The following is a 24,069-nucleotide window of genomic DNA, read 5'->3' as shown; positions in this document are numbered from 1 at the left end:
CAGATGAAGGGCTGCAACGGCACTCCACGACGGAACCCGTCAGCGGCGGCGGACCCCAGACAGGGCCCGCCAGCCGCCAGTTCCTTCTTCCCATCCCGACGCGAGCAGGGTCGGCGCCTGGAAGCGCCGCCCGGCTCGGACATCAGTGACCGCCGCTGGGCTTGAAGAGCGGCTCGGGAATGAATCTCAGCAGGCGCTGCATCTCACACTGACGGCGCCACAGGTCGTTGTACTGCCGATCCTCGAAGTCCACGGGGTCGGTGAACGTGTGGTATTGGAGGGGTTGGGACAGGTCCCAGGGGTTCGCCTCCAGCGAGCCCTGATCGTTGGTGGGCGCGACGAACCTCGAAAGCGCGGCCCGCATGTTGATGGAGCGGGGCGCGACGTGGAAGTTGGAGGAATGCGTCTCCGCGTAGTGGCAACCGTTGCAGGTCTGCAGCGCGAACAGGTGTCGGGTATTCGTCGCGAACGTGCCACCGTTCTGCTGGTAGCTGCCCTGGGCCCCATCCGTCAGGTCCCAGACCAGTTGCAGCGTCTGCGCTCCGGGGGACCGGGAGGCACCTCCCACCATGACCGCGGGCAGGGTGCTCAAGTCCTCTGCATTGATGAGCCCCGCGTTGGCCAGCAGATACCCATCCAACGAGGCGCTCTTGTTGTACAAGCTGTCCGGGGTCAGCTTGACCGTGTCGGGACGCAACAAGCAGGTGCCCGTGGCGCAGTCGCGCTTCTGCTCGCGCAACTCCCACACCCTGTTCGCGAGCGTGTTGGTGTCGAACTCTATCTCATTGGTGCGCGCCTGGCTGAGCGCGGAGCCACCGGAGATCACGCTCGGGTTGTACTGGGTCACCCGGGTCGTGAGCTGCCCCAGTGCGACGTTGAAGGGCTCTCCCCACCCGCGAGCCGCGAGCGAATACCAATCCTGCGCCCAGCCGAAAACGTCGTTGTGCTGGGTCAGCTTGTACTCGAGGATGACCGTCGCCTTCATCGCTCCGTTGGTGGTCGTGGCGAGCCCGTTGAGGTCGACAAAGCCGAAGACGAAGCGCAGTTCGCCAGGGCTTTCCGAACCATAGGCACTCCCACTCAGGTCCACGCGATTGACGATGGCCAGCAGCCGGAACGGAGCTTGATTGAAGTCGAGCGTGCACGCGCCACTCGCGGGGCAGAAGCTCTTGTCCCGCCACGTCTTGATGAACTTTCCCATCCCCGTGGGATTGCCGTTGAGCATCCCGGTCCGGGCCCCCATCACATGGCCATTGACGACCTGATCCGTCATCCAGGTGTTGAGCCACTTCAGCACGAAGTCCGACGTGCCCACCGCGTCCTTGTTGCCCGCGATCTGCGACATCAGATAGCCGAAGTTCCACTGCCCCTTGCTGCTGGGGCTTGCACACGACGCGGTGCCAGTCCAGGGAGACTGGGTGCGGCACGGGTCGTTCACAACTGAAAGGTCCCGGACCACCAGGGACTTTTCCATGTCGAGGACCGGTGAGTTGAAAGGACAGGCGGCGATGATGCCCTGCTTGGCCGTCCCCGTTACGGCAGGCACCTGCGCCTCTGGCATCACGTCGCGCCCACATCCAGCCAGAATCAGTGCCATCACGCACCACGGCAACTGCTTCGCGTATGATTTCATCTTTCTCCCCTCACGTAAACAGCAACAGACGCCTGCCACCCCCTCTCACGCGAGGGCATCAGGGCCTTCCTCTCAGCACTCGGGCCTGCGGCGGCGATACCCACGTCAGGGACCCGGGACGGTCCGCTCAGGTCGGCGACTGCATCCGCCGCCCTTCATGTGGGAGATGCCAGGATTTCACGGAAAGTATGAATAGTCAAGCAAGCCCTGTCAGGGTCCGGCCCTGGACGGGCTGCGAAGACTTGAGGCAACGTGCCTGTTCTGACGGCGTTGTCTTCCTTCACTCACGGTGTTTTTCATCGACGAGCCCATGAGAAATCCACTCTTGAGATACTTGCTGAATGCGGCGGCGCTCCTCTTCGTTCCCGGCCTGGCGGGCGCGGAGCCGACACAGGAGTGGCGCTGCAGCACGGATGACCTGGAACCGGAACAGGCCATTGCCCGCATCGAATGGGCACGCAGGTGCGGGCTGACGCGCAATCTCAATCCCGCGGGGCCAGAATCCTGGATGGTGTCCAACAGGGCCTTCGACACGAGCTTCGCCTGGGCGAAGGACTACAAGGAGTCCAACACCAGCCGCGCATACACGGGCAACATCCATCAGTACAACGTCAACTACTACCATGCCTACGCGCTCTTCGAATCCACGCCGATGTATTCGGTCTTTCGTGAGCCCATGGGACGCCCGACCAGCAATTACTGGAAATGGTCTCATTATTCGCCGCGAGTGCGTCCGCTGTACCCCTCGTTCGAGAACACGCCCGTGACGGGCGGCGGCACCCAGCTCTTCCCCTCCCCCACCCTGGCTGACTGCGATCTCTACACGGACAAGGCCGGGACGCAGCGGTGGACGAGCGACCACTTCGTCGTCGCCTATTGCGAGTCTGCCTGCTACGCGCCGGACCAGCGCCTGGAGTTCAGCACGGGAGAGGTGAACATCGTCGAGGCCATGCAGCAGGGCCGCGAGGATATTCTCACCCTCCATCCAGACGCCACGCTCGAGGATCTGCCGCTTCAGCAGGGCAAGGTGTTCAGCTACGTCACGGAGATTCGCGACGCCAGACACGTGCTCTTCGAGCTCCGCACGAAGTCCGGCGGAACGCTGCGTGTTACCCACGAGCACCCGGTCATCACCAGCGAGGGCCGACTGGTGCAAGCGCAGACGCTCCAGGTGGGCGACGAGCTGCTGCGAAAGGACGGCACACCGGACGTCATTCTCTCCGTCGAGAAGACCTCCCACTTCGGCAAGGTCTACAACGTGAAGCCGGAGTCACGGGAGCGGGTCGCCAACATCCTGGTGGCGCAGGGCTTCCTGGTGGGCTCCGCGCGCTTCCAGAGCGAGGACGTGGAGTACATGAACCGGGTCCTGGTCTTCCGCGGCATTCCTGCGTCAGTGCTCCCGAGATAGCGCCCTCCAGACAGAACCCGAGGGCCTGCCGCGGCTCCTCGTCCCAACCGCGGTGAGCCCCGTGTCAGGCGCCGGAGGCGGCGGCCTCCAGCGCCGCGAGGATGACGGGGAGGTCCGCCTCCCCCGTGCGCCAGTTGGAGAAGGCCGCGCGCAGGCCGGGGCGGCCGGCGTACTGCGTGGGGGTGAAGTGCACGCGCCCGTCGGCCTGCAACGCCGCGAGGAGGCGGTCGCGCCGCGCGGCGTCCCCCGAGCGCAGCGCGAAGCAGACGATGTTCAGCGTCACCGGGGCGAGCAGCGCGTAGTGCGGTGAAGCCGCGAGTCCCTCTCCCAGGCCGCGAGCGAGCGCGCAGCAGCGCTCGACGAGGGCGCGGTGCCCGTCGCGTCCGTAGGCCATGAGCGTCATCCACGCGGGCAGCGCCCGGAAGCGGCGTGAGTTCTCCGGCGTGCGGTGCAGCAGATCCGGCCCCGCCCCCAGGTAGGCGGCCACCGCGCGGAAGACGCGCTCCTGCTGCACGAGGTGGCGCGTGAAGACGATGCCGGAGTCGTAGGGGACGTTGAGCCACTTGTGCCCGTCGGCCGCGATCGAGTCCGCGTGGGCGAGCCCCCGCAGCAGGTGCGCGTGCGCCGGGCTGCAGGCGGCGAAGATGCCGAAGGCGGCGTCCACGTGCAGCCAGGCTCCGTGGCGGCGGCACACCTGCCCCACCGCTTCCAGGTCATCGAAGTCCCCGGTGTTCACCTCCCCCGCGCCCGCGAGCACGATGGCCGGGGCGCCGCCGAGTGCCGCGAGTCGCGCCTCCAGCGCCTTCAATTCCATGACGGGCCGGTCCGGGAGGCAGGGGACGTCCTGCACCGCGCGTCGGCCCATGCCGAGGATGGAGAGCGCCTTGAGCACGCTCGCGTGCGGCGCGCCGCCCAGCACCGCGAGCCGAGGCAGCCCCCACAGTCCCTCCTCGCTCACGTCATGGCCCAGCCGCTCCATCGCCCACTGCCGCGCGGTGGCCAGCGAGACGAGGTTCGCCGCCGTCGCGCCGCTCACGAAGGCGCCCTCGAAGGCGTCAGGCAGACCGAAGAGGGAGCGCAGAAGGCCCAACGCCTCGCGCTCCACGCTGGTGGCGAGCGAGTCACCGCCGTTGCTCAGGTTCTGGTCGTACGCGGAGACGAGCCAGTCGCCCACGAGCGCCGCGGGCGTGGTGCCGCCAGTGACGAAGCCAAGGTAGCGCGGCCCCGCGGAGCCGGAGAGCCCTGCCTCGTAGCGGCGGCGGAAGAGCGCGAGCGCGTCCTCGGCGCCAAGGCCCGCGTCGGGCAGCCCGAGCGGCTCGGGCGGCGCGGGGCGAATACCCGCGGGGCGCTCGGGCAAGGCAGTGAGGAACTCGACGGCGCTCGCGCGGGCCTGTTCGAGCAGGTCCGGGAGCCGGGAAAGATCACGGGAGAGGACGTCGCTCATGGTCACCAGGGGCCCTGATCCATCAGGGTGAGGGAGGATTCCTGAATCATGCGTCAGCCCCTGAAGAACGCGCGAGCGCATCAGCGCTTACGTCCGCGGTCGCGCGGGCCCTCGGCCCCCAGGTGCCTGGAGGCGCCGCCACCCTCTCCTTGATGCGCAGAGGGGGACGAGCGCCACGGCGCCACCGGCCGGCCCGCCGCCCATGAGACACCCGGCCGATGCACTCCCCTGCCCCCCTGCTCCAACATCCCCCTCCACGGGGCCCGCGTGCGTCCTCGATGTCGGGTGAAACCGCCGGGCCTGGCCCCCCCCACCCGGGGCGACGGGCGAGGGTGCCGCACTGTGGGCCAAGGTGGAGAAGTCCTCACGTCGCTGGGTTGAGCAGGGGGACGTATCCTTCCGGTGCCCTCATCCGTTCTCCCTGCATGACCCCACCGCCAGACCCACTCCCGACGACGCTGCGCAGCGCGTGGCAGCACTTCCTCGACGTCTACGAGCCCCACCGCTCCGAGCTCTTCCGCTACAGCCGCTACCTCACCCGCAGCCCGTGGGATGCCGAGGACCTGACCCAGGACGCCCTCGCGCGAGCCTTCGTCACGCTCGGCCAGATGGGAGCCGCACCGCCCAACCCCCGCGCGTGGCTGCTGCGCGTCGCCACGAACCTGTGGATCGACCGCGCACGCCGGATGCGGCCGGAGGACGCACCCGCGGAGGCCGCGCTGGTACAGGCGGACCCTCGCCCGGCGCGCGAGGCGGCCGGGACGCTGCTCGTGACGCTCGCGCCACAGGAGCGCGCGGCGGTGGTGCTCAAGGACGTCTTCGACCTCTCGCTCGAGGACATCGCCGAGACGCTCTCGACGACGACCGGCGCGGTGAAGGCGGCGCTGCACCGAGGGCGCGGCAAGCTCGCGGACCCCGAGGTGTCGCCGGCGCGCGCGCCCGCCCCGGGAGCCCTGGACGCCTTCTGCGCCGCCTTCAACGCGGGAGACCTGGACGCGCTCACGGCGCTCCTGCTCGACAGCGCCGTCGTCGAGGTGGTGGGGGCGACGACGCAGTACGGCCCGGAGGCGGCACGGCGCACCGTGCTGTACGGCATGCTCTTCGGTGTCGCGCGCCTGGTGGACGCCGAGCGGCGCGGCGGTATCGAGCCGCGCTTCATCCAGGGCGCGCGCAATGTCGCGCCGCGCGTGGAAGCCCGCGAGCATCGTGGCGGACAGGTCCTCCTGCACTGGTATTCGCACGCGGACGGAGAGGCCGTGCGCGCGCTCACCCGTGTACGCCTCGAGGAGGGCCGCGTCGCGCACCTGGCCAATTACTTCTTCAACCCGGACCTGCTCGCGGAGGTGTGCACGGAGCTTGGAGTGCCGTTCCGCTCCAATGGCCACCGCTTCTGGATCGACGGAGCCTGCTGATGCGAACGCTCCACTTCCACCCGCTCTCGTCGTTCTGCCAGAAGGTGCTCGTCGCGCTCTACGAACTCGGGCTGCCGTTCGAGCGACGCTTCGTGGACCTCGGAGCAGCGACCGACCGCGAGGCGCTCGCGCGACTCTGGCCCTTCTGCCGCTTCCCGGTGCTCGAGGACGACGGCCGCGTCGTCGCCGAGTCGAGCATCATCGTCGAGCACCTGGGCCCGGGGCTCATCCCCTCCGACCGGCAGGAGGCCCTGGAGTGCAGGTTCCTCGACCGGGTGTTCGACCTGCACGTGAACGAGCCGGTGGGCAAGATCGTCACCGACCTGCTGCGGCCCGAAGGCGCGCACGATGTGCTCGGGGTCGAACGCGCACGGGACACGCTGCGCACCGCGTACGGTGTCCTCGACGCACGCCTGCGCGGCAGGGCGTGGGCAGTCGGCGACGCGTTCACGCTCGCCGACTGCGCCGCCGCCCCCGCGCTCTTCTACGCGGCCCGCATCGAGCCCCTCCAGCACCCGAACCTCACCGCGTACTTCGAGCGGCTCCTCGCACGGCCCCCGGTCGCGCGCGTCTTCGAGGAGGCGAGGCCCTACCTGCACCTCTTCCCCGTGAAATAGACGCCCTCCCGGGCAGGCCGCGCGACCTACTGCGCGGCCTGTTCGGACAGCAGCCGCACGTTGAGCGCTCCGTTGGCGAAGAACTGGCTGTTGCGCCCGACGGTATGCGCTTCCAGCCGGCGCTGGAGCTCGATGTCGTAGCGCCCGAGCTTCATCAGCCCGTCGTTGAACCAGCCATCCCCCGCTCCCGAACCATCCACGTACTGCGCATACGCCTCGGGCGCGGGCCAGATGACGGTGTCGAGCATCACGATGAACCGGTGGATGTCATTGTCCGTCCACGTCATGCCCGCCTCGTGCGCTTCGACGACGAAGGCGATGACGCCGTTCGCGTGCGCCACATCCTGGCCGGGCTGCGTCTTCAAGCCCCACCGGTCATTCCAGAAGTAGGCCGTCGGGTGGTCGGGGTTGAGCTCCAACTGCGCGCGCAAGGACGACGGGAAGTTGGGCAGGCCCTGGTTGATGTTGTCGAAGACCTCCAGGTAGCGGGCCTTCCGGTTGGGATCCGTGGTCATCCTCGACAGGTCCATGGAGATGAAGGCCCAGTGCGCGGCCATGTGCGTGCGGTTGCGATAGAGGTTGTCGTTCGCTCCCCGCTGGAACCACTTTTCGAAGACGTTCTTCTCCGAGAACGCCAGCAGCCGCTCGTATTGAGAGCGGTAGACATCGGCGGTGTAGAGCTCGGGCGTCTCGCGGATGACGCGCAGCATCCGTGTCACGTAGCGCCAGCAATAGCTCTCATACAACGGCACCTCCTGCCCCTGAGGCTGGGAGAGCGCCGAGGCCCAGCCCAGATACCCATCCTTGAACTGGCTCTGGGGGAGCACCGAGGAGCGCGAGGCGGAGGCCACCAGGTTGTTGACGTAGAGCAGGGCCCGGTCCAGGTACTGCTTTTTCCCGGTGGCGCGGTACATCGCGGTGTTCGCGTCGATGCCATAGGCGAGGTTGTAGAAGTTCCAGCTGTCGCGCGAGTTGCTCCAGCTCAGGAAGTCCCGGGTGTGCGCACGCCCCCACTCCGCCAGGAACAGCCGCTCCCAGGCCGCGACGGAGCGAAGCCCGGCGGGGGCCGGAGGCACCGGGGGCGGAGTCGGAATCGAAGCCGGAGGAATCGGCTCCTCCACGGGCGGGGGCGCTGGCTCCCCAGGAAGGAGTACCTGCTCCGGGTCCTCGATCCTGCCGGCGACCCCACACGCGACGCAAAACAGGGCGAGCAGCAGGACCGGGGGCCTGGCGAAACGAGAGCGGCATGGGCGATGGGGGTTCGTCATCGGGGGCCTTTGGTCGGTTCAGGGTCCTTGAGGCTAGGGGCGCCCAGGGACCGTCCCAACGCCCCCCAGGGGACGGCCGGCCTTCCAGGACAGGACGCCCCCGTGCCCCCAGCGGCCATGCCTTGACACCGTGCCGTGAAGCTTTGGACAGACGAAGTGTTCATCACCGGCTTCCGGCGCGGGGGCCCTGTCGAAAGTGAAGACGCCCCCCTTCCCTTCCGCCCCGCCCGCGCGGGGCGTGTCCACGAACCGCTGGACTCAGGGTGTGTAGATCTCCGCCAAGGATTGGGTTGCACGCGCAGCCCCCTGCCCCACCGCGTGCGCGACGGTGGGACCCGGACGTGCTACCCCAGGCCCATGTCCCCGCCCCGCCGCCCCGTCGCCCAGAAGAAGCCATCGCCCGCCGCCGCGCAGAAACGGCAGCAGCCCGCCGCCGCCCAGAAGAAGCCGCAGCCCACCGCTGAGCCCTTCAAGTTTCCGCCCGACGCCGCGTTCACCTGGCATTCGGAGAGTGACGAGCCCGCGCCCACGCGCCTGTCCCCCGTGGATGACGCGCTCAGCGCCGACACCGCGCTCAAGCGCGTCCGCCGGGGCGAGTTCCTGCGCTACACCGGCGACTTCCACAACGCGAAGCAGCTGCTCGGCGCGCTGGGCCGGCGGATCGAACGGTCTCCAAAGGCCCGCTCGCCGCTGGAGGCGTTCCGCGCCGAACGCCGCGCGCGGCAACTGGAGCACTCGACGCTGTCGCGCATCGTCGTCGCGCTCGACCGCAACTACCGCCTGGAGCTCGCGCGCGCCCCGGACGTCTCTGAAGCGTGCCGGCAGGTGTGGGGCGAGCCCACGACGGACTTCACCGTCGTGCCGCTCAAGCAGTTGCTCGGCATGCTCGGGGCCGCGGAGTGGCAGCGCAAGGGCCTGGCCGTCCCGGGCCTGAAGGGCCTGCTCCATCCGCACTACGGCGTCTACCTACCCACGCGCACCGACTACGTGGAGCTTCTGGCGGCCGTGCCGGACGTGAAGGGCAAGCGCGTGTTCGACGTGGGCACCGGCACCGGCGTGCTCTCCTTCCTCCTCCTGCAGCGCGGCGCGACGTCCGCGCAGGCCACGGATTGCGACTCCCGCGCGGTGACGTGCGCACGGGAGAACGCGGAGCGGCTCGGCCTCTCCGAGCACTTCCAGGTGGCGGAGGCGGACCTGTTTCCGGAAGGCAAGGCGGACCTCGTCGTCTGCAACCCGCCATGGATTCCCGAGCCGCCCAAGAACCGCGTGGACCGCGCGGTGTTCGACGAGGACAGCCAGTTCCTGCGTCGCTTCCTTGAAGGGCTCCCCGCCGCGCTCACCCCGGGGGGAGAGGGGTTGCTGCTCCTGTCGGACCTCGCGGTGCTGCTGGGTCTGCGTCCCTCCGGGTGGCTGGAGGAGCAGTTCGCGCGCTGCGGTTTGACGGTGGCGTGGCGGAAGTCCACCCCCGCGCGGCACGCCAAGGCGAAGGACGCGGCGGACCCCCTGCACGCCGCGCGCTCCCGGGAGGTCACCACCCTCTACGGCCTCGTGCCCGCCGCCAGGTAGCACGGGGCGGTTCGACTCCACCGGGGCGCTTCCGGAACTTTCTCACGAAGGGGGTGAGGGAGTTTCGCCCCGGGTTTCGTTGATGGGCCAGGGCCAGGGAACGCACGGCGAACACCGCGCGCTCCCCAGGCCACCACAGGCCATCACGAACACCCCACACGGGGGGAGACACGGACCATGAGACTCCGGAAGCAGACACGGCAGTGGACGGGCGCGGCGCTCGCGGGGGCCCTGCTCCTGCCCGCGGCGGCGCTGGCGAACGAAACCCATGTCTACGGCATCGCCAACTTCGGAGGCGCGGGGCAGTGCGATGCCTCCTCGCACTCCGTGCACACGAAGACGGCGGCGGAGTTCGCGGGCTACTTCAACTCGCTCGTGAGCGCTGGCCTCTGGACGGACGTCCGCACCCTCAACAATTCGAGTGCGCGCGCGGACCTCTGGACCGACGCCTCGAAGGGAACCGCGGCCAACGCGAAGGACACCCAGGCCAATGCCGGCGTGGACGACGCGGACGTCCTCTTCGTGCACACCCATGGCGGCCACAACGAGTCGTTCCTGCGCAGTTGGCTCGTGATGGGAACCGACGCGGATGCGTGTGAAGCCATCACGGACATCCACATGAACCTGGGCAACGGCAAGTTGAACATCGCCGTCGTGAAGGCCTGCCAGTCTGGCGACTACCAGGTCTGGAAGCAGGGCGGATACCGGCAGGCGCTCGTGACGAGCAGCAGCGGCTTCAGCATGTGGAATGCCTTTCACGGCGACTCCTCGTGCGGCAACTTCGTGAAGCGCTACGTGAAACGCTACGTGGCGAACTCCCGGGGCGATGGCGTGGGCGAGAACTGGATTGACGAGGCCTACGACTGGGACATCGGCAAGAACAACGACGACTGCCCGGTGTCCATCGTCTTCGGTGAAACCAAGGCGCTGCGGCTGGCGATGTTCGAGGCCGGTGGTTGGAGGGATCGCAAGAACACCGGGAGCAAGGTCGCCTCCAGCTACTTCTACGTGGGGGGCTGCGACCCCGACAACGGTCAGAAGCTGCCCGAGTGACCTCCTCCTCCATCGCCCTCGCACAAAGAGAACGAACCGCCATGAAGACCCATCTGCTCATCCGATTCCTGACCATCCTTCCGCTCGCCGCCGCGCCTGGCTGTGACAGCGGGGCGCTCATCGAGCCCGCCGCCATCACCACCCAGGTTGCCAGCGCGACCACCGGCTTCATCTTCGATTCCACGGGGCTCGCCACGCCTCCCACCGGAGCAATCCCCACCACACTGCTCCCCCGCACCGCGTTTGATGACGCCGTGTTGCAGCGGTCCCTGGTGGGGACGACCGAACCCTTCACCCAGATGGAGGAGCTGGGCGCCCGCCGGGACCTGGAGTCCCAGACCTGGAAGCTGGAGCGCGATCCGTCCGAAGGTCAGGTGCTGGTGCTGAACAAGCTCGGCAGTGGCCCAGAGACACCGCAGGAGCCCGCGGTGTTGCAGCGGACCGCCATCGCACGCCTGCAGCGCTGGGGCATCCCCACGTCGGAGCTGGGGCCGGTGCGGCAGGTGAAGTCCTTCATCCAGAGTGAGGAGAACTCGGTGCTCGAAGCGCCCGTGCTCCACCGCCACAAGACCTTCGTGATGCGCGCCATCAATGGCATTCGCGTGGAGGGCCACCGCGCGGTGGTGTCCCAGGGCGCGGATGGCAGCTTCCAGCGCGCGCTCATCAGTTGGCCGCCCCTGGCCCGTGCCGGCCACCTGCTCCGGACGCGGCTGACGACGGCGCAGATCGAGCAGCGGGCGCGCGAGGCGCTGTGGGCGGAGGGCGAGACGGCGGGGGCCGTGCACCTCTCCTGGAAGTACGTGCCCACCCAGCTCAGCACGGGCGAATGGGCGCTGACGCTCCAGGTGAACGCCGTGATGCCTTCGGTCACCGGCACGACGAGCACCGAGGAGCCGCGCGTCATCGACGTGGACGTGAGCGCCGTGCCCTGAGCCTCTGGCGCCAGGGGGCCAACGCGTTCGGCGTCAGCCCCCCGCGCTTCACCTGGGACTACGGCAGCGTGTCCACGGTGACGCCGAAGATGAGCGGCACCGTCGAGGTGGAGGTCGCGGTGAGCGTGGACCCCGACGCGGACCGCGTCCAGGCGTTCTGCGAGCCGCCCGTCGTGCCGCCGAACTGGAACGGACCGACGGAGAAGCCCGACGACGCCTGCCACTGCTCCTGGAAGCTGTTGAAGGTGGACTGGCTCACGGTGACACTGATCGTGGGCTGGTAGCCCACCAGCATGCCCGTCTTGAGGACCGGCACCACGCCCCCTTCTCCAAACATGTTCGTCATGCCCTCCGCGGGCATCGCGCTGTAGCCCGTCAGGAACGGACCGTTCTTGAACTGGGTGACGCCCGAGTACCAGGGCCCGGGGTTGATGGCGATGGTGTCCCAGGCCTTGAACGAGATGGTGCACTGGAGGCTGCTGTCGCTCTCGAACTCCGTCACCCGGTTCCACGAGCCGTTGACGTTGACCTGCCAGAACCAACTGCCCACCGACAGGGAGCCCTGCGCCCAGGTGTTGCGCAGGTCGAACTGCGATTGGCTGTTGGAGAAGCTGATGGAGCCCGGGGTGCCACCCTGCCCCTGCACGGTGTTGACCCACTGCTGCATCGTGGTGCCGAGGCTCCAGAGCGGGACGGGGGGATTGCCCGCCAGGTTGGGGTCCTGCAGCTTCGTGTAGTACGCCGGATTCACGGCGGCCGTCAGCGCCTGGGTGAGGTTGGGGTTGCGCGCCTGCTTGACCAGGTTCACGTAGTTGGCCTGCGCCTGGCTCTGGTTCTCGGCATCCGCCTGGATCTTGATGTTGTAGGGAAGGCCCGCCCCAGAGGCCAACCAGGTCGTGAAGTTCGGGACGTTGCCCACCACGCTCGGGTCCGCGTTGTAGGTCTGCACTGCCTGGTTGTAGTCGGTCTGGTATTGGTTCGTGGCCTGGGCGAGGTCGTTGTAGGACGCCGTGATCCGCGCCTGGAGCTGGGGGTCGGGGGTGTACGTCGCGAGATCATTGAGGAACTGCTGGTACGCCCCGTCGAACGTGGCCCCCGACGAGTTGTACTGCCCCACGGCGCTCCACTGCGGGATGGTGGCCAGGAAATCGTACTGGGCCGAACTCGTGTAACCGGCGTTGGTCGTGGGCCAGGTCCACTGCATGAAGGGATAGAGGAGCTGGAAGCTCTGCGGCTTGACTCCGAGCCCCGTCACCATCGCTCCGTACAGGAGGTCCCAGGCGGAAGGCTGCGTCCCCGGATCGCTCTGGGCGGCGAGCAGGTTCCTGGCGGTGACGTCCGACTTGCCGCTCCCGATGGCACGAGGAAGGACGCGGCGGGAGGTGTTCTGGTGGCTGCGCGGAAGAGACATGTTCGACTCGCTTGCTGGGGTGGAGGTGTCGCGGGCGATGCCATGGGGCCGCCCAGGCCAGGCTGTCCTTGCGAAGGACCCTGCCGGGGCAGCCGGATGCAGGGCATTGCAACGGGCAGGCCAGCCCCCCGCCGACGCGTGGGATAGAGTCACGCGGATGCCCCGTACTGGCGCCCCCGCTCCCCATGCCCCCGCGACAACGACGGATGTGTCCACGGCCGCCGAGTCGATTCCGCGCGGCGCTCCTTCCTCCGCGCGCCCCATCCCGGCGTTGACCCTCGTCTCACACGCCACCGCCACCCGCGTTGGAGAGCGGCTGCTGCTCCACGGACTGCTCGCCGGCCGGGAGGTCGCGCTCTCCCGCAACGCTCCGGACTTCACGCGTCCGGGCGAACCGCTGGGCCTGCCCCTGGGCGACCCCTTCATGAGCCGCAAGCCCCTGCGCTTCGTCCCCCTCGCGGAGGGCATCCGCGTCATCCCTCCCGAGGAGGGGCGCTGCACCAGCGCTGGCGAGCCGCTCCACGGCGACCGCGATTTCGGACCCGAAGCGCTGGCGCGGGGAGTCCCCCTGGAGTTCTCCGGGCGGACGGTGGTGCTGCTGCACCTGGCCCCTCTACCCGGGCCGAACGCGCCGGCCTCCCTGGGCATGGTGGGAGAGAGCGCCCCCCTCCAGGGCCTGCGCCAGCACATCGAGCGCGTGGCCGACCTGGACGTGCCCGTCCTCATCCGGGGGGAGACCGGGACGGGCAAGGAGCTGGTCGCCCGGGCCCTCCATGAGCGAAGCAAACGCACGGGCCCCTTTGTCAGCGTCAACCTGGGCGCGATCCCCAGGGAGCTGGCCGCTGCGGAGCTCTTCGGCAGTGTCCGGGGGGCCTTCACCGGCGCCCAACGCGACCGTGAAGGCTTCTTCCGGGCCGCCGAGGGGGGCACCCTCTTCCTGGACGAGGTGGGCGAGGCCTCCCCCGAGGTGCAGGTCATGCTCCTGAGGGTCCTGGAGACGGGGGAGATGTATCCGGTGGGGGCCAGCAGGCCCGTGGCGACGAACGTCCGCCTCGTCGCCGCCACGGACGCGGATCTGGAGGCGCAGATCGCCGAGGGGCGCTTCCGGGCCCCCCTCCTCCACCGGCTCGCGGGCTATGAACTCCGGCTGCCGCCCCTGCGCGAGCGGCGCGAGGACATGGGCCCGCTGTTCCTCCACTTCGCCCGCCAGGAGCTGGAGGCGCTCGGAGAGGCCCACCACCTCACCCCCACGGACCCCTACGCTCCGCCCTGGATGCCCGCCGCGCTGGCGGTGCGCCTGCTGCTGCACCCGTGGCCGGGGAACATCCGACAGCTCAGGAACGTGGCCCGGCAGCTCGTCATCAACAGCCGGGGCCAGCCCTGCCTGGAGCTTGATGCCCGCCTCGCCCAGGAACTGAAACTTCCCCAGGCGCCGCCGCCCCCTCGGGCCCCCGCTCCCGAGCCCCCGCAGGAGCCCGAGGTCGCCGCCCGCCGTAAGTCCACGGAGGTGGGAGGGCCGGAGCTGCTCGCGGCCCTGCGCGCGCACGACTGGGACGTCAAGCGGGCCGCCCACCACCTGGGGATCGCCCGCTCCTCCATCTATGACCTCATCGAACGCAGTCCCAGCCTCCGCCTGGCCGGAGACCTGAGCGTGGAGGAGCTCACCCTCTGCTTCCATGCGTGCCAGGGCAACCTGGACGAAATGGTGAGGCGCCTGGAGGTCTCCAAGCGGGCCTTGAACCGGCGCGTCAAGGAGCTGGGGCTGGTGCCGAAGGAGTCCTGAGGGGGCGGCGGCATGTCGGCGGCATGCCGCGTGTCGTGGCGCGACACCGTGAACCGGGGGCCGGAGGACTCACGCGGGGCCGTCGTCCTGAGAGCGCCCCGGACGGACTGGCTGGTATCCCGCTTGAATAGGAGGCAGTGCCCCCGGAATACGCCGGGGGCGGGCCTGGAGCGCCGCATGCCATTCCGACTGGACCTCATCATCGACTTCACCAGCCCCTACAATCCCGACCACCGACCCACCACCCGACGGAAATGCCGGGCCGAGCAAGGCAGCGTCGTCACGGCCCTGGTGGTGGTCCCCCAGCATTTTCAAGCCCCGATCGCGAAACTGAAGCACACGATCACCGTCATCTCCCGGAGCGAAGCGGCCCATCCTGACGACACCACCTACCTCTTCATGCTCCAGGTCTTGGAAACTGCTGCGCCGGGTCCCCATGAAATTGAATTTGAGATTTCAAGCTTGGTGAGCACGAAGAAAGAGACAAGGACAAACTCCGGAACCATCGACGTGTCCGGCGGCACCTGCGAAGACCCGCCGCGGTAGTTCAAGGGCCGGCGACGAGGCGCCGCGCCTGGGCGAGCGTGTCGTCCCACTCGGAGGCGAGGTTGGGATTGCGCAGCAGCGCCTGGGTGAGTTCCTCCAGGGCCTGTCGACGCAGACCACTTTGCTCCTCCGGGCGGGCGGTCCCCGCCCACTCCAGGTGCAGACCGGCACGAAGGGCCTGGGCCACGGGCAAGTCGGGCCGGGCCGTCAGGACCTGCTCGGCCAGCGCCATCCCTCGCTGGAGCCAGAGTCCGGAGTCCTGGCCCGCGCGAGAGAGTGGCGCCGCCCACTTCCGGTAGAAGAGGCCAGCCTCCAGGCGGTACTCCGTTTCGTCGGGTGAAAGCGCGAGGGCCTTCTCGAAGGACTTCGCCGCCTCCTCCAGTTCTCCGGACGGCAGCGGCCCACGTGGCTGCTTCCAGCGGGCCTGGAGGTCCTGCGCCTTCCCGAGTTGGAGCCACATCTCCGCGTCCTGGGGGTTCTTCGCCAACGCGGCGTGGAGATCTTCCAATGCACGCATCAGCTCCGGCCCGGGCGTCCGCCCGTGGTCCAGTTCGAAGCGGGCCTGGAGGACATGCACCGTGCCCATCAGGCCCCGGAGCCACGTGGCGCCAGGCATCCGCTCCAGGCCGCGTCCCAGAATCTCCAGGGCCTCGCTCCCGCTCGAGCGGGGGTCCTCGCCTCGCGCGAGCAGGTAGCCACACCGTCTGGCGAGCAGCGAGCCCAGGTTGGCGTAGGCGAAGCCCTGTCCTGGCGCGACCGCGATGGCCTGCTCGAAGGAAGCCCGCGCTTGTTCGAGCACCGGAAGGGGATCGCCTCCCCGCTGCCAGGCCTCCTCGGCTTGCATCAGCAGCGCCACCCCCATGCCGTTGTGGAGGTTGGGGATCCGGGGGTTGATGGCGAGCCCCCGAAGGTACTGCGCCCGCGCGGCTTCCAGTTCAGGCCGGGGATCCGCTCCGCGATTCCTCCGCCAGCGCGCCAGTTGCTCCTGGACCTGCCCCGCGTAGAAGTACGGCACGACGTGCTGGGGGTTGAGGGTCTGGGCCTTGCCGAACGCCTCCGCGGCGCGCCGCAGATCCTGCTCCGCCTCCGCGTTGCGCGGGAAGGAGGCCCGAGCCAGGAGCGCGCTGCCCAGGTTGATCCAGTCCTCCGGAATTCGAGGGTCCAGACCGATGGCCGCCTCGTAGGCACGAATGGCCTTGTCCCTGCTTCCCCGCGAGTCCGTCCCCACCTGATCCTCGAAGTCCGCCCACGTCTTGAAGACCAGGCCGGATTCGCCGTGGAAGACGCGGTCCCGGTCCCCCTCGGGGATGCTCTCGAACAACGCGGAGGCCCTGCCGAGCAGCTCGCGGGGATCCTCGCCCTTCTCGATGCGATAGCGCGCCTGGAGCCACGTGCTCCGCGCCAGATGGAGCGTGGCCTCCGAGCGCGTGGAAGCCTCCGACCGGGCTCGCTCGGCGGCATCCATCGCCTTCGCGAGGAGTTGCGTCCCATTCGAGCCCTGCGTGAGCCGGTACTCGGCCAGACGGTGGTGCACTCGCGCCATCCGGATGAGGCATGGCGCATCCTCCGGTGCGACGACGAGGCAGCGCCCGAGCGCGTCCAGCGCCCGGTGATAGGCGGGCATCACGTCCCCCTTGCCATACAGCTCCATCACCATCGCGTCGTTCTCCAGGCGGGACAGGGAGCGGTACACGGCGGGCTCGCTCTCGGCCGTGGCGGCGGCTGCGGCGTAGGCCTTCCGTCCGGCCTCGAAGTCCGCGCGGGCCCCCTCCAGGTCCCCTCCATTCCAGCGCTTGAAGGCCCGGGCTTCGAGGATGTCCCCGCGCAGCATGGGCAGCTCATGGAACCAGGGCAGCCTGCCGTCGGCACCCTCCAGCAGGGCCAGGGCCTCGTCGAAGCGGCCCTCGTAGAAGGCAACCATCGCCGCCACGTATTCCGCTGACGGCACCTGGGCACCTTCGCTCTGCTTGAACCACGCGAGCGCCGGATCCCGGGCGAGCCGCTCGGCGTCCCGCGTCGCGGCCTCCCGCTGCTTCGGGTCGCGGCTTCGCTGCGCCTCCAGCAATTGCCGCTGGTAGCTCCGCCCGGTCACCAGCGCGAGCGCATACGCGGCCCGAGGTGAATGAAAGCCATTGCGCCAGGCGGACTCCAGGAACGCGCGAGCCTTCGCCTCGTCTCCCAGCGCGAGGTGGCCGCGCCCCAGCGCATAGTGCCCGGGGCCCAACGCGCGGGGACCGGCCTGCTGGATCTCCGCCTCCAGCTCGGCCATGCGCGCCTGGAGTGCGCGGCGATCCTCGCGGGTGTCATGCAGGCGCGAGAGCGCGGAGTAGCGCACCATGGATTCAATGTGTTCCACCAGCTCGGTGAACCGCTGGGCGATCCGCTCGCGCTCGGCGGCCTCACGGCGGGCCAGCGCGCCCCACCCCAGGGCCACCGCGACGGCGAGCAGCGCGGCGAAGCTGACGGAGGCCAGGAGCCTGTGTTTGCGCAATCGCTTGCGCAGGGAGTACGTGAAGCCCAGGCGGGCGCGCACGGGCTCTCCGGAAAGGAAGCGTTCCAGATCCTCCGCTAGCGCACGCGCCGAGTCGTAGCGGGAGGCGCGATCCTTCTCCAGACACTTGAGGGTGATGGCCTCCAGGTCCGCGGGGAGCCCGGGGACGAGCAGGCGCGGGGCCCGCGGCTCCTCGGAAGGGATGTGGCTGAGGACTTCCAGGCCATTGTCCCCTGAGATGGGGACCTGGCCGGTGAGCAGGAAGTAGAGGCTGGCGCCCAGGCTGTAGACATCCGCGCGGCGATCAAGCCCGCTCACCTCTCCGCGCGCCTGTTCCGGAGCCATGTAGTGGGGGGTTCCCAGCACCGCGCCGGTGGCCGTGACGGCCTCGTTCCATTCGCGCGCCAGTCCGAAGTCCATCACGTAGGGCCGGGGCGTCCCATCCTCGGCGCGCTCGACCATGATGTTGGAGGGCTTGATGTCCCGGTGGATGAGCCCCACGCGATGGGCCTCATGCACCCCCAGGGCGGCCTCGCGCATCACCAGCGCCTTCTGCTCGACGGTGAGCGAGCGCCCCAGGGCGCTCAGCGGCTGACCGTCGATGTACTGCATGGCGATGAAGACCTTCCCCTCGACATGACCGACTTCGTACACTTGGCACACGCGTTCGTGTCGGACCATGGCTTGCGCACGGGCCTCGGAGACGAAGCGCCGGGTGTGCGCTTCGTTGTCATCGCGCACGAACTTGAGGGCCACCTGGCGGCGCAGTCGAGGATCCCAGGCCAGGTACACGCGCCCCATCCCACCCTGCCCCAGGAACCGCACGGGCTGGTACCGGTCCCACCCGGGCAGAGGGAAGGCCGGAGCGCCAGTCGGAGGCGGTCCGACGTGCACGGGATCAAGGGTGGCGGCGCCGTCGGGAGCAGGCGGTTCGACGGCTCGCGGCGACTGGGAGGTGCCCTGCTCCTTTACGAGGGAGGCGAAGGTCTCCTCGGACATCCTCCCCCGCGCCCGGAGCAACTCGAGGGGACTTCGGCCCAGACGTCGGGCTTCCGCGAGCAGGGCCTGGGACTCCTCCCCACGCAGGAGCCCCTCATCGACGGCGAGCCAGATCTCCGTCTCGTAATCATCGTTCATCAGCGGGCGCATCATGGGGGGTGGAGCGAGCGCCGGACAAGACCGGGGTCCGTCGCCATTTGAGGCCCGGGGCTTGTGAAGCGGACGGCCGGAGCGGGAAGGCGACCGCCCCGGCCTGTCGCGCTACCAGCAGGTGAGGTTGAGGTTGTTGTAGCGGACCGACGCGGTGCTGAAGACCAGGGTGCGCATGTCCCCCTGGACGAAGCCGCTCTCGCCGCAGGCGCAGGTCGTCCCCGTTCCCGTGCACGACGACCAGTTCGTGAGCTCGTCGCTCGAATCCACGCGGTACTCGGCGTTGAAGACCGCCTTGTTCTGGTTCGCGAACCAGGTCTTGTAGGCGCCGCACTCGTTGTACTTCTGGCACTGCTCGTTGATGGCGAAGTCGAAGGAGCTGGCGAGCGCGGCGATCTGGTCGACATCGTTCTTCAACGCGATGCCCAGACACAGGGAATGGGCGGTGTCAGCCAGCCAGCGGTTGTAGTCGAGCTGGTTGTTCGCCGTGAGCCCCCAGCAGGCCTGGTCGGTGCAGCTGATGCTGTCATCGTGCGAGTAGCCGTCGATGTTGTCCGGCTCCACCGCGTCGCAGCCCTTGTTCTTCGCCAGCTGCAGGCGGGACGTCATCATCGTCCGCACCGCCGGCTTGCGGTGATCCAACCACCACTCACAGCCGCCGCCGCTCTCGCACCATTCGCCCAGGATGTGGACGGACTGGGCGCAGTCCTCCCCAGGGCTGCAATAGGTGTCCTGGGGGAACTGGCTGCCATCGCTCCGCCAGTCCTCGTAGGTGCCGGCGCTGAAGTAGCAGACCACCTTCTTGCCGGCGTTCTTGTACTCCTGGATCTTCGCGGTCGACGTGTTGAAGAGGTCCACGACGTAGACCTGCGCGTTGAGGTTCGTGGGAATGGCGCTGTTCTCCAGGTCCCACATCCAGGTGGTGCCCTTGGGGAAGGCCGGCAGCGTGCAGGCCGACCCCTGGCCACAGACGTTCGGGGCGCCGCCACCGCCGCACGTCTCCGGGCTCTGGCAGCCGCCGCAACTGGAGACCGTGCGCGCCTGGCCGCAGTTGTCGGTGCCACTCACCTGCCCGCAGTTCGTGCCCAGCCGCGTGCAGAAGGCCGCGTTGGTCTCCGCGGTGCACGTCGTGGGGATGTCCCAGGACACCTGGAGGCGGAGGCTGTCGAGCTGCGCCGCATCCGTCCCCGCGCCCTTGATGAGGCGCGCGCGAATCTCGCCGGTGCTCGAGACGAAGTGGGAAGCCGCCTCCGTTTCCGCAAGGTTGAGCGTCAGGGCCGGGGTCCACACCCAGTCGCCGCGCCCCTGCGAGTTGGCGATGCTGACCCAGTTCGAGGTCGTGAACCGGTAGAGCTGCCACTGGTAGTAGGACGTGGCGAGCCCCGGCCCCTGGTACTTCGTCAGCAGTTGGAGCTGGGTGATTTGAGTAGGGGTCGGCGCGGCCTGGGTGAGGCTCGAAAGATTGAAGGTCAGGTAGCCCGTGTAGGTCGGGCTGAACTCGATGTACTGCGCGTAGCAGTCGGCGTACGCGCCCACCGTGCAGTTCGCGCTGTTCGTCTTGAGCACGGTCATGCCGCCGCTCTTGCCGGACGCGTCCGTGTTCGCCAGCGTGCTGGCGGTGGAGAAGTCGATGACCTGCGTGCCAGTCAGGGCCTGCTGCTGAACCGCCGGCTCCCGCGCGTCATCGCCCTCCAATGACATGCATCCAGACAGCAGCAAGGCAAGACAAGGGGACAGCCAGGCAATCCGTTTCGACATCAGGCCTCCAGGTTGGGGGGCGCGGCTATCACATGGAGAACGCTCGGGTGCAATGCCAGAGCGCCGTTCCCCTTCAGGCCGTCGGGTCAGGACATCCCCGTCGTGGCATTGCCGCGGTCTTCGCTGCCTGTCAGGTGTACTTCTCCGACGACAGCAGAAGCAGCCATGTCCTGAAAGCATCAGACGGAGAGGGGCTCATTTGAGGAGGTGGGTCGGGTCGGTATCTTCCGCTCCCATGGACCTGCGAATCGTGCTCGGCCTCGCGCTGATGCTGGGATCGCCCGCCTGGAGCCAGCCAGCGGCCTCCGCAGGCCCGGACTTCCAGGCCCGGATGTCCGCCGCATCCCACGCCTACGAGGAGCTCGACTACGAGCACGCCCTCGAGCAGCTCGACGCGGTGAACCTCGTAGCGCGCGACAGCAGGGAGCGGGGGCAGGTGGCCGTCTTCCGAGGGCTCGTGCTCGCGGACCTGGGACGCCGGCAGGAGGCCCTGGCCTCCTTCAAGGACGGGCTGTCCCTGCTGCCCGACGCAAACCTTCCGGTGAAGGTGTCACCCAAGGTGTCACGCGACTTCGAGGAGGTGCGCCGGACCGTGCAGCGTGAGCTGACACGCAATCCCCGCCCGCCCTCGGACGCACCGCATGCGCTGTCGGACGCGCAGCTCGCGCGGACTCCGGCCCCCGAATTCGCTCCGCCCGAAGCGCGGACGGAGGTGCGCCGCACGCGCGCCATGCCCGTGCTTCCGATGGCCTTGCTGGGAGGGGGCGTGGTGCTCGGCGGCCTCGGCAGCTACTTCGGCCTCCAGTCGCGGAGCAACGTGAATGCCGCGCGCGATGATGCCTTCTACAGCAACCGGACCGCGCACCTGGACAGCGCGCGGGGACAGGCGCTCGCGGCCAACGTCCTGATGGGCGCGGCCATCACCGCCGCCGCTGGAGCCGCCATCACCTGGCTCCTCACGGACGACCCGCCGTCGCCGCGGACGGAGGTCTCGCCATGAAGCGCGCCTTGGCCGTGGGACTCGGGTTGCTCTGCATCACCTGCACGGTGCCGGACATCGAGGAGCTCGAGAGGAAGCGCCCCAGCGGGTGCGACGCGAGCCACCCCTGTCAGGTCCGGGTGCTGCTGACCTACGACGGCTTCCGTCCAGGCTGCGTCACGCTGCGACTGGTGGACGCGGAGGACAGCTCCAGGATTCTGGAGCTGTCGGTGGAGCCGCCCGGGCTCGCGGGACCGGGGACGGCGGAGGTGGGATTCATTCGCCCGGCAGGATGGAGTGACACCGTGAAGGTGACGGCCTCCGCCCGCGAGCGCTCGTGCGCGGGCCAGGAGGTGGCCACCGCGTCGGCGCAGGGGGTTGTCCCCGAGAAGGGGACCACCACGGTCGAGCTGGAGTTGAGCGCGCGGGATGAAGATCGTGATGGCTACGTGAGCACCACCACCCGGGGCACGGACTGTGATGACCGTTCCGTCTCCATCTCCCCGGGCGTGGAGGAGCGCTGCGACTTCCTGGACAACGACTGTGACGGCCAGGAGGACCCGGCGCCCGTCTGTGACGGCTTCGATTGGAGGACGACCGAGTCCATCCCAGGTGCGAGTTTCCGGGACGTGGCGCCCCACGCGCGCAACCAGGCCTGGCTCGTGAGCACCAGCAACGACGTGCTCGCTCACGTCCGCCGGGAGACCGACGGTGGCTTCGACATCGAGCCGTTCACCGATTGCCACGGAGCATGGTCCACCGCGTGGGCGCGACCGAGCGATGGGCGGGTGTTCATGGGCTCCGAGGAGGGGCGGCTCGCCACGCGGACGCTGGCCGCTGGGGAGCCCTGCGCGCTGAGTTCCTTCGATGGGCGCGGGGCGGCCATCCAGGACATCGTGGGCTTCGAGGCGGACGGAGGCACGACGCTCTACGCGGTGAGCAAGGCCGGGGACATCCTGCGCTGGGATTACCCTGCGGAGCCGGTGCGAGTGGAGCGCGTGGACGCGGACCTCCGCGCCATTCACGGACTCGACCCGCGAACGCTCATCACCGTGGGCCAGGCGGGCGAAGTGCCCGTCGCGTACCACGTCAACGCGGACGGAGGCCCGTGGCTGCGGGAGCCGCTTCCGTCGCCCTCCGGTGGACAAGTCGCACTGCACACCGTGCACGTCGTGGCGCCGGGCCTTGCCTACGCGGCCGGAAGCCAGGGACTGCTCCTGGAGCGGGCGGCGGGCACCTGGAACACGAAGCCCCCCTACCCCGTCTTCGTGGATGGTGGCGTCTCGCCCGACATCCTCGACATGGTGGCCTTCGGACAGGGCTCAGTCATCGCGGTCCTGGGCACGGACGACATCGTTCGCTTCGACGGAACGACGTGGAGGGACTTCCGCTTCGGCACCCAGGTCTTCACGACCGTCGAAGGCCTGTCATCTGACGAGTTGTGGAGCGCCACCCTCGACGGCACCGGCTTCCACTGGGGCCCCCAGGCCCCGTGAGGCCCAGCCTCGGGCTCCCTTGGCTCCAGGGGGAGGGATCTGGTCCACTGAGCTCCCCTTCCCACCCTGCGTGCCCACTCCATGACGAAGAAGACGGCTGCGTCCCACGTGAACCCGCCTGGCCTCTCCCGCCGCACGCTCCTCGGGGTCGCGGCGGCCGTGACAGGGGCGCTGGCCGTCCGGGATGCGCACGCGGAGACACCGACCGCCGCATCACCGGGCCCCACCGCGGCCGGGGCGTTCGCGCTCGAGGAGGCGACGGTCGCGGAGCTGCGAGCGGGCCTGGAGTCCGGCAAGCACACCGCGCGCGGACTGACGGAGGCCTACCTCTCCCGCATCCGCGCGCTCGACCGCACGGGGGAGCTGCCGTTGTGCTCCGTCATCGAAACCAATCCCGACGCGCTCGCGATGGCCGAGGCGCTGGACGCCGAGCGCAAGGTGAAGGGCGCGCGCGGGCCGCTGCACGGCATCCCCGTGCTCATCAAGGACAACATCGCCACGGCGGACCGGATGCAGACCACCGCGGGCTCGCTCGCGCTGGTGGGCGCCCTGCCCCCGCGCGACGCGTTCATCGTGGAGCGGCTGCGCGCCGCCGGTGCCGTCCTCCTGGGCAAGACGAACCTCAGCGAATGGGCCAACTTCCGCTCCACGCATTCAACCAGCGGCTGGAGCGCGCGCGGCGGCCTGTGCCGCAACCCGTACGCGCTGGACCGAACCCCCTCCGGTTCGAGCTCCGGCTCGGGCGCCGCCACCGCGGCCAACTTCTGCGCCGTGTCGGTGGGCACCGAGACGGACGGCTCCATCGTCTCCCCCGCGTCCGCGTGCTCGCTGGTGGGGCTCAAGCCCACGGTGGGGCTCGTCAGCCGCGCGGGCATCATCCCCATCTCCTCCACGCAGGACACCGCCGGCCCCATGACGCGCACCGTGGCGGACGCCGCGGTGCTGCTGGGCGTGCTCGCGGGCGAGGACCCACGCGACGCGGTCACCGCCACGGGCCGGGGCCGCGCCCACACGGACTACACGAAGTTCCTCGACCCGAAGGGGCTCGCGGGCGCGCGCATCGGTGTGCCGCGTGAGCGCTTCTTCGGCTACCACCCGGCCACCGACGCGGTCGTGGAGCGCG

Annotated in this window: 17 protein-coding genes; 11 read left to right on the top strand and 6 right to left on the bottom strand. The window is 69.2% G+C overall.

From position 1 onward, the window contains the following. Positions 1–142: 142 nt before the first annotated feature. Entirely contained in the window at positions 143–1,345 is a 1,203-nt protein-coding gene (locus OV208_RS36430; RefSeq protein ID WP_267578555.1) for a hypothetical protein, read from the bottom strand. 613 nt (positions 1,346–1,958) lie between these two features. On the opposite strand from OV208_RS36430, the gene OV208_RS36425 reads away from it, so the two are divergent. Beyond that, complete coding sequence (locus OV208_RS36425) at positions 1,959–3,041, top strand: Hint domain-containing protein (RefSeq protein ID WP_267578554.1); 1,083 nt, start codon at positions 1,959–1,961, stop codon at positions 3,039–3,041. A gap of 64 nt (positions 3,042–3,105) precedes the next feature. Here OV208_RS36425 and OV208_RS36420 read toward each other — a convergent pair whose 3' ends face one another. Further along, positions 3,106–4,485, bottom strand: coding sequence for a pyridoxal phosphate-dependent decarboxylase family protein (locus tag OV208_RS36420; protein ID WP_267578553.1), 1,380 nt, complete (start codon positions 4,483–4,485; stop codon positions 3,106–3,108). A 425-nt stretch (positions 4,486–4,910) separates the two neighbouring features. Between OV208_RS36420 and OV208_RS36415 the strand changes: the two genes are divergently transcribed. Both OV208_RS36415 and OV208_RS36410 read left to right on the top strand, forming a co-directional pair. Next, positions 4,911–5,897, top strand: coding sequence for an RNA polymerase sigma factor (locus OV208_RS36415; RefSeq protein ID WP_267578552.1), 987 nt, complete (start codon positions 4,911–4,913; stop codon positions 5,895–5,897). Continuing rightward, positions 5,897–6,514, top strand: a complete 618-nt coding sequence (locus OV208_RS36410; protein WP_267578551.1) for a glutathione S-transferase family protein — start codon at positions 5,897–5,899, stop codon at positions 6,512–6,514. The genes OV208_RS36415 and OV208_RS36410 overlap by 1 nt, the downstream gene beginning before the upstream one ends. 26 nt (positions 6,515–6,540) lie before the next feature. Here OV208_RS36410 and OV208_RS36405 read toward each other — a convergent pair whose 3' ends face one another. Beyond that, a complete protein-coding gene (locus OV208_RS36405; RefSeq protein WP_267578550.1) occupies positions 6,541–7,635 on the bottom strand; it encodes a hypothetical protein in 1,095 nt (364 codons plus the stop codon). A 504-nt stretch (positions 7,636–8,139) separates the two neighbouring features. Between OV208_RS36405 and OV208_RS36400 the strand changes: the two genes are divergently transcribed. The 3 genes from OV208_RS36400 (at position 8,140) to OV208_RS36390 (ending at position 11,333) form a co-directional block, all read left to right on the top strand. Then, positions 8,140–9,348 (top strand): class I SAM-dependent methyltransferase, encoded by a 1,209-nt coding sequence (locus OV208_RS36400; RefSeq protein ID WP_267578549.1) that lies wholly within the window; start codon positions 8,140–8,142, stop codon positions 9,346–9,348. A gap of 177 nt (positions 9,349–9,525) precedes the next feature. After that, entirely contained in the window at positions 9,526–10,401 is an 876-nt protein-coding gene (locus tag OV208_RS36395; RefSeq protein WP_267578548.1) for a hypothetical protein, read from the top strand. Between the two features lie 41 nt (positions 10,402–10,442). Then, entirely contained in the window at positions 10,443–11,333 is an 891-nt protein-coding gene (locus tag OV208_RS36390) for a hypothetical protein (protein ID WP_267578547.1), read from the top strand. 58 nt (positions 11,334–11,391) lie between these two features. Here OV208_RS36390 and OV208_RS36385 read toward each other — a convergent pair whose 3' ends face one another. Continuing rightward, positions 11,392–12,744, bottom strand: coding sequence for a hypothetical protein (locus OV208_RS36385; protein WP_267578546.1), 1,353 nt, complete (start codon positions 12,742–12,744; stop codon positions 11,392–11,394). A 157-nt stretch (positions 12,745–12,901) separates the two neighbouring features. On the opposite strand from OV208_RS36385, the gene OV208_RS36380 reads away from it, so the two are divergent. Together OV208_RS36380 and OV208_RS36375 are read left to right on the top strand one after the other, a co-directional pair. Next, a complete protein-coding gene (locus OV208_RS36380) occupies positions 12,902–14,527 on the top strand; it encodes a sigma 54-interacting transcriptional regulator (protein ID WP_267578545.1) in 1,626 nt (541 codons plus the stop codon). Positions 14,528–14,704: 177 nt separating this feature from the next. Next, positions 14,705–15,073: a hypothetical protein gene (locus tag OV208_RS36375; RefSeq protein ID WP_267578544.1), complete on the top strand. Its 369-nt coding sequence runs from the start codon at positions 14,705–14,707 to the stop codon at positions 15,071–15,073. 1 nt (position 15,074) lies between these two features. Here OV208_RS36375 and OV208_RS36370 read toward each other — a convergent pair whose 3' ends face one another. Both OV208_RS36370 and OV208_RS36365 read right to left on the bottom strand, forming a co-directional pair. Continuing rightward, complete coding sequence (locus OV208_RS36370; RefSeq protein ID WP_267578543.1) at positions 15,075–18,701, bottom strand: serine/threonine-protein kinase; 3,627 nt, start codon at positions 18,699–18,701, stop codon at positions 15,075–15,077. A gap of 123 nt (positions 18,702–18,824) precedes the next feature. Beyond that, positions 18,825–20,471 (bottom strand): endo alpha-1,4 polygalactosaminidase, encoded by a 1,647-nt coding sequence (locus OV208_RS36365; protein ID WP_267578542.1) that lies wholly within the window; start codon positions 20,469–20,471, stop codon positions 18,825–18,827. 235 nt (positions 20,472–20,706) lie between these two features. Between OV208_RS36365 and OV208_RS36360 the strand changes: the two genes are divergently transcribed. The 3 genes from OV208_RS36360 to OV208_RS36350 form a co-directional block, all read left to right on the top strand. Continuing rightward, the gene (locus tag OV208_RS36360; protein ID WP_267578541.1) at positions 20,707–21,471 is read left to right on the top strand and encodes a hypothetical protein; all 765 of its coding nucleotides are present in this window, start codon (positions 20,707–20,709) and stop codon (positions 21,469–21,471) included. Continuing rightward, entirely contained in the window at positions 21,468–22,946 is a 1,479-nt protein-coding gene (locus OV208_RS36355; protein WP_267578540.1) for a putative metal-binding motif-containing protein, read from the top strand. Before OV208_RS36360 ends, OV208_RS36355 begins: the two co-directional genes overlap by 4 nt. A gap of 81 nt (positions 22,947–23,027) precedes the next feature. Then, positions 23,028–24,069 (top strand): amidase family protein (locus OV208_RS36350; protein ID WP_267578539.1); only part of this gene is annotated, 1,042 nt, incomplete at its 3' end.

The sequence above is a fragment of the Corallococcus sp. bb12-1 genome, assembly GCF_026626765.1.
Lineage (GTDB): Bacteria > Myxococcota > Myxococcia > Myxococcales > Myxococcaceae > Corallococcus > Corallococcus terminator.
The sequence above is the reverse complement of the archived record's forward strand: the minus strand, read 5'-3'. Positions and strand labels throughout refer to the sequence as shown.

What these genes read in the sequence shown, in the direction of transcription:
- OV208_RS36370 (WP_267578543.1), bottom strand. Translation starts at nt 18,701, where the DNA reads ATGAACGATGATTACGAGACGGAGATCTGGCTCGCCGTCGATGAGGGG.
- OV208_RS36410 (WP_267578551.1), top strand. Translation starts at nt 5,897, where the DNA reads ATGCGAACGCTCCACTTCCACCCGCTCTCGTCGTTCTGCCAGAAGGTG.
- OV208_RS36360 (WP_267578541.1), top strand. Translation starts at nt 20,707, where the DNA reads ATGGACCTGCGAATCGTGCTCGGCCTCGCGCTGATGCTGGGATCGCCC.
- OV208_RS36380 (WP_267578545.1), top strand. Translation starts at nt 12,902, where the DNA reads ATGCCCCGTACTGGCGCCCCCGCTCCCCATGCCCCCGCGACAACGACG.
- OV208_RS36385 (WP_267578546.1), bottom strand. Translation starts at nt 12,744, where the DNA reads ATGTCTCTTCCGCGCAGCCACCAGAACACCTCCCGCCGCGTCCTTCCT.
- OV208_RS36390 (WP_267578547.1), top strand. Translation starts at nt 10,443, where the DNA reads ATGAAGACCCATCTGCTCATCCGATTCCTGACCATCCTTCCGCTCGCC.
- OV208_RS36365 (WP_267578542.1), bottom strand. Translation starts at nt 20,471, where the DNA reads ATGTCGAAACGGATTGCCTGGCTGTCCCCTTGTCTTGCCTTGCTGCTG.
- OV208_RS36400 (WP_267578549.1), top strand. Translation starts at nt 8,140, where the DNA reads ATGTCCCCGCCCCGCCGCCCCGTCGCCCAGAAGAAGCCATCGCCCGCC.
- OV208_RS36420 (WP_267578553.1), bottom strand. Translation starts at nt 4,485, where the DNA reads ATGAGCGACGTCCTCTCCCGTGATCTTTCCCGGCTCCCGGACCTGCTC.
- OV208_RS36415 (WP_267578552.1), top strand. Translation starts at nt 4,911, where the DNA reads ATGACCCCACCGCCAGACCCACTCCCGACGACGCTGCGCAGCGCGTGG.
- OV208_RS36375 (WP_267578544.1), top strand. Translation starts at nt 14,705, where the DNA reads ATGCCATTCCGACTGGACCTCATCATCGACTTCACCAGCCCCTACAAT.
- OV208_RS36395 (WP_267578548.1), top strand. Translation starts at nt 9,526, where the DNA reads ATGAGACTCCGGAAGCAGACACGGCAGTGGACGGGCGCGGCGCTCGCG.
- OV208_RS36355 (WP_267578540.1), top strand. Translation starts at nt 21,468, where the DNA reads ATGAAGCGCGCCTTGGCCGTGGGACTCGGGTTGCTCTGCATCACCTGC.
- OV208_RS36430 (WP_267578555.1), bottom strand. Translation starts at nt 1,345, where the DNA reads ATGTCGCAGATCGCGGGCAACAAGGACGCGGTGGGCACGTCGGACTTC.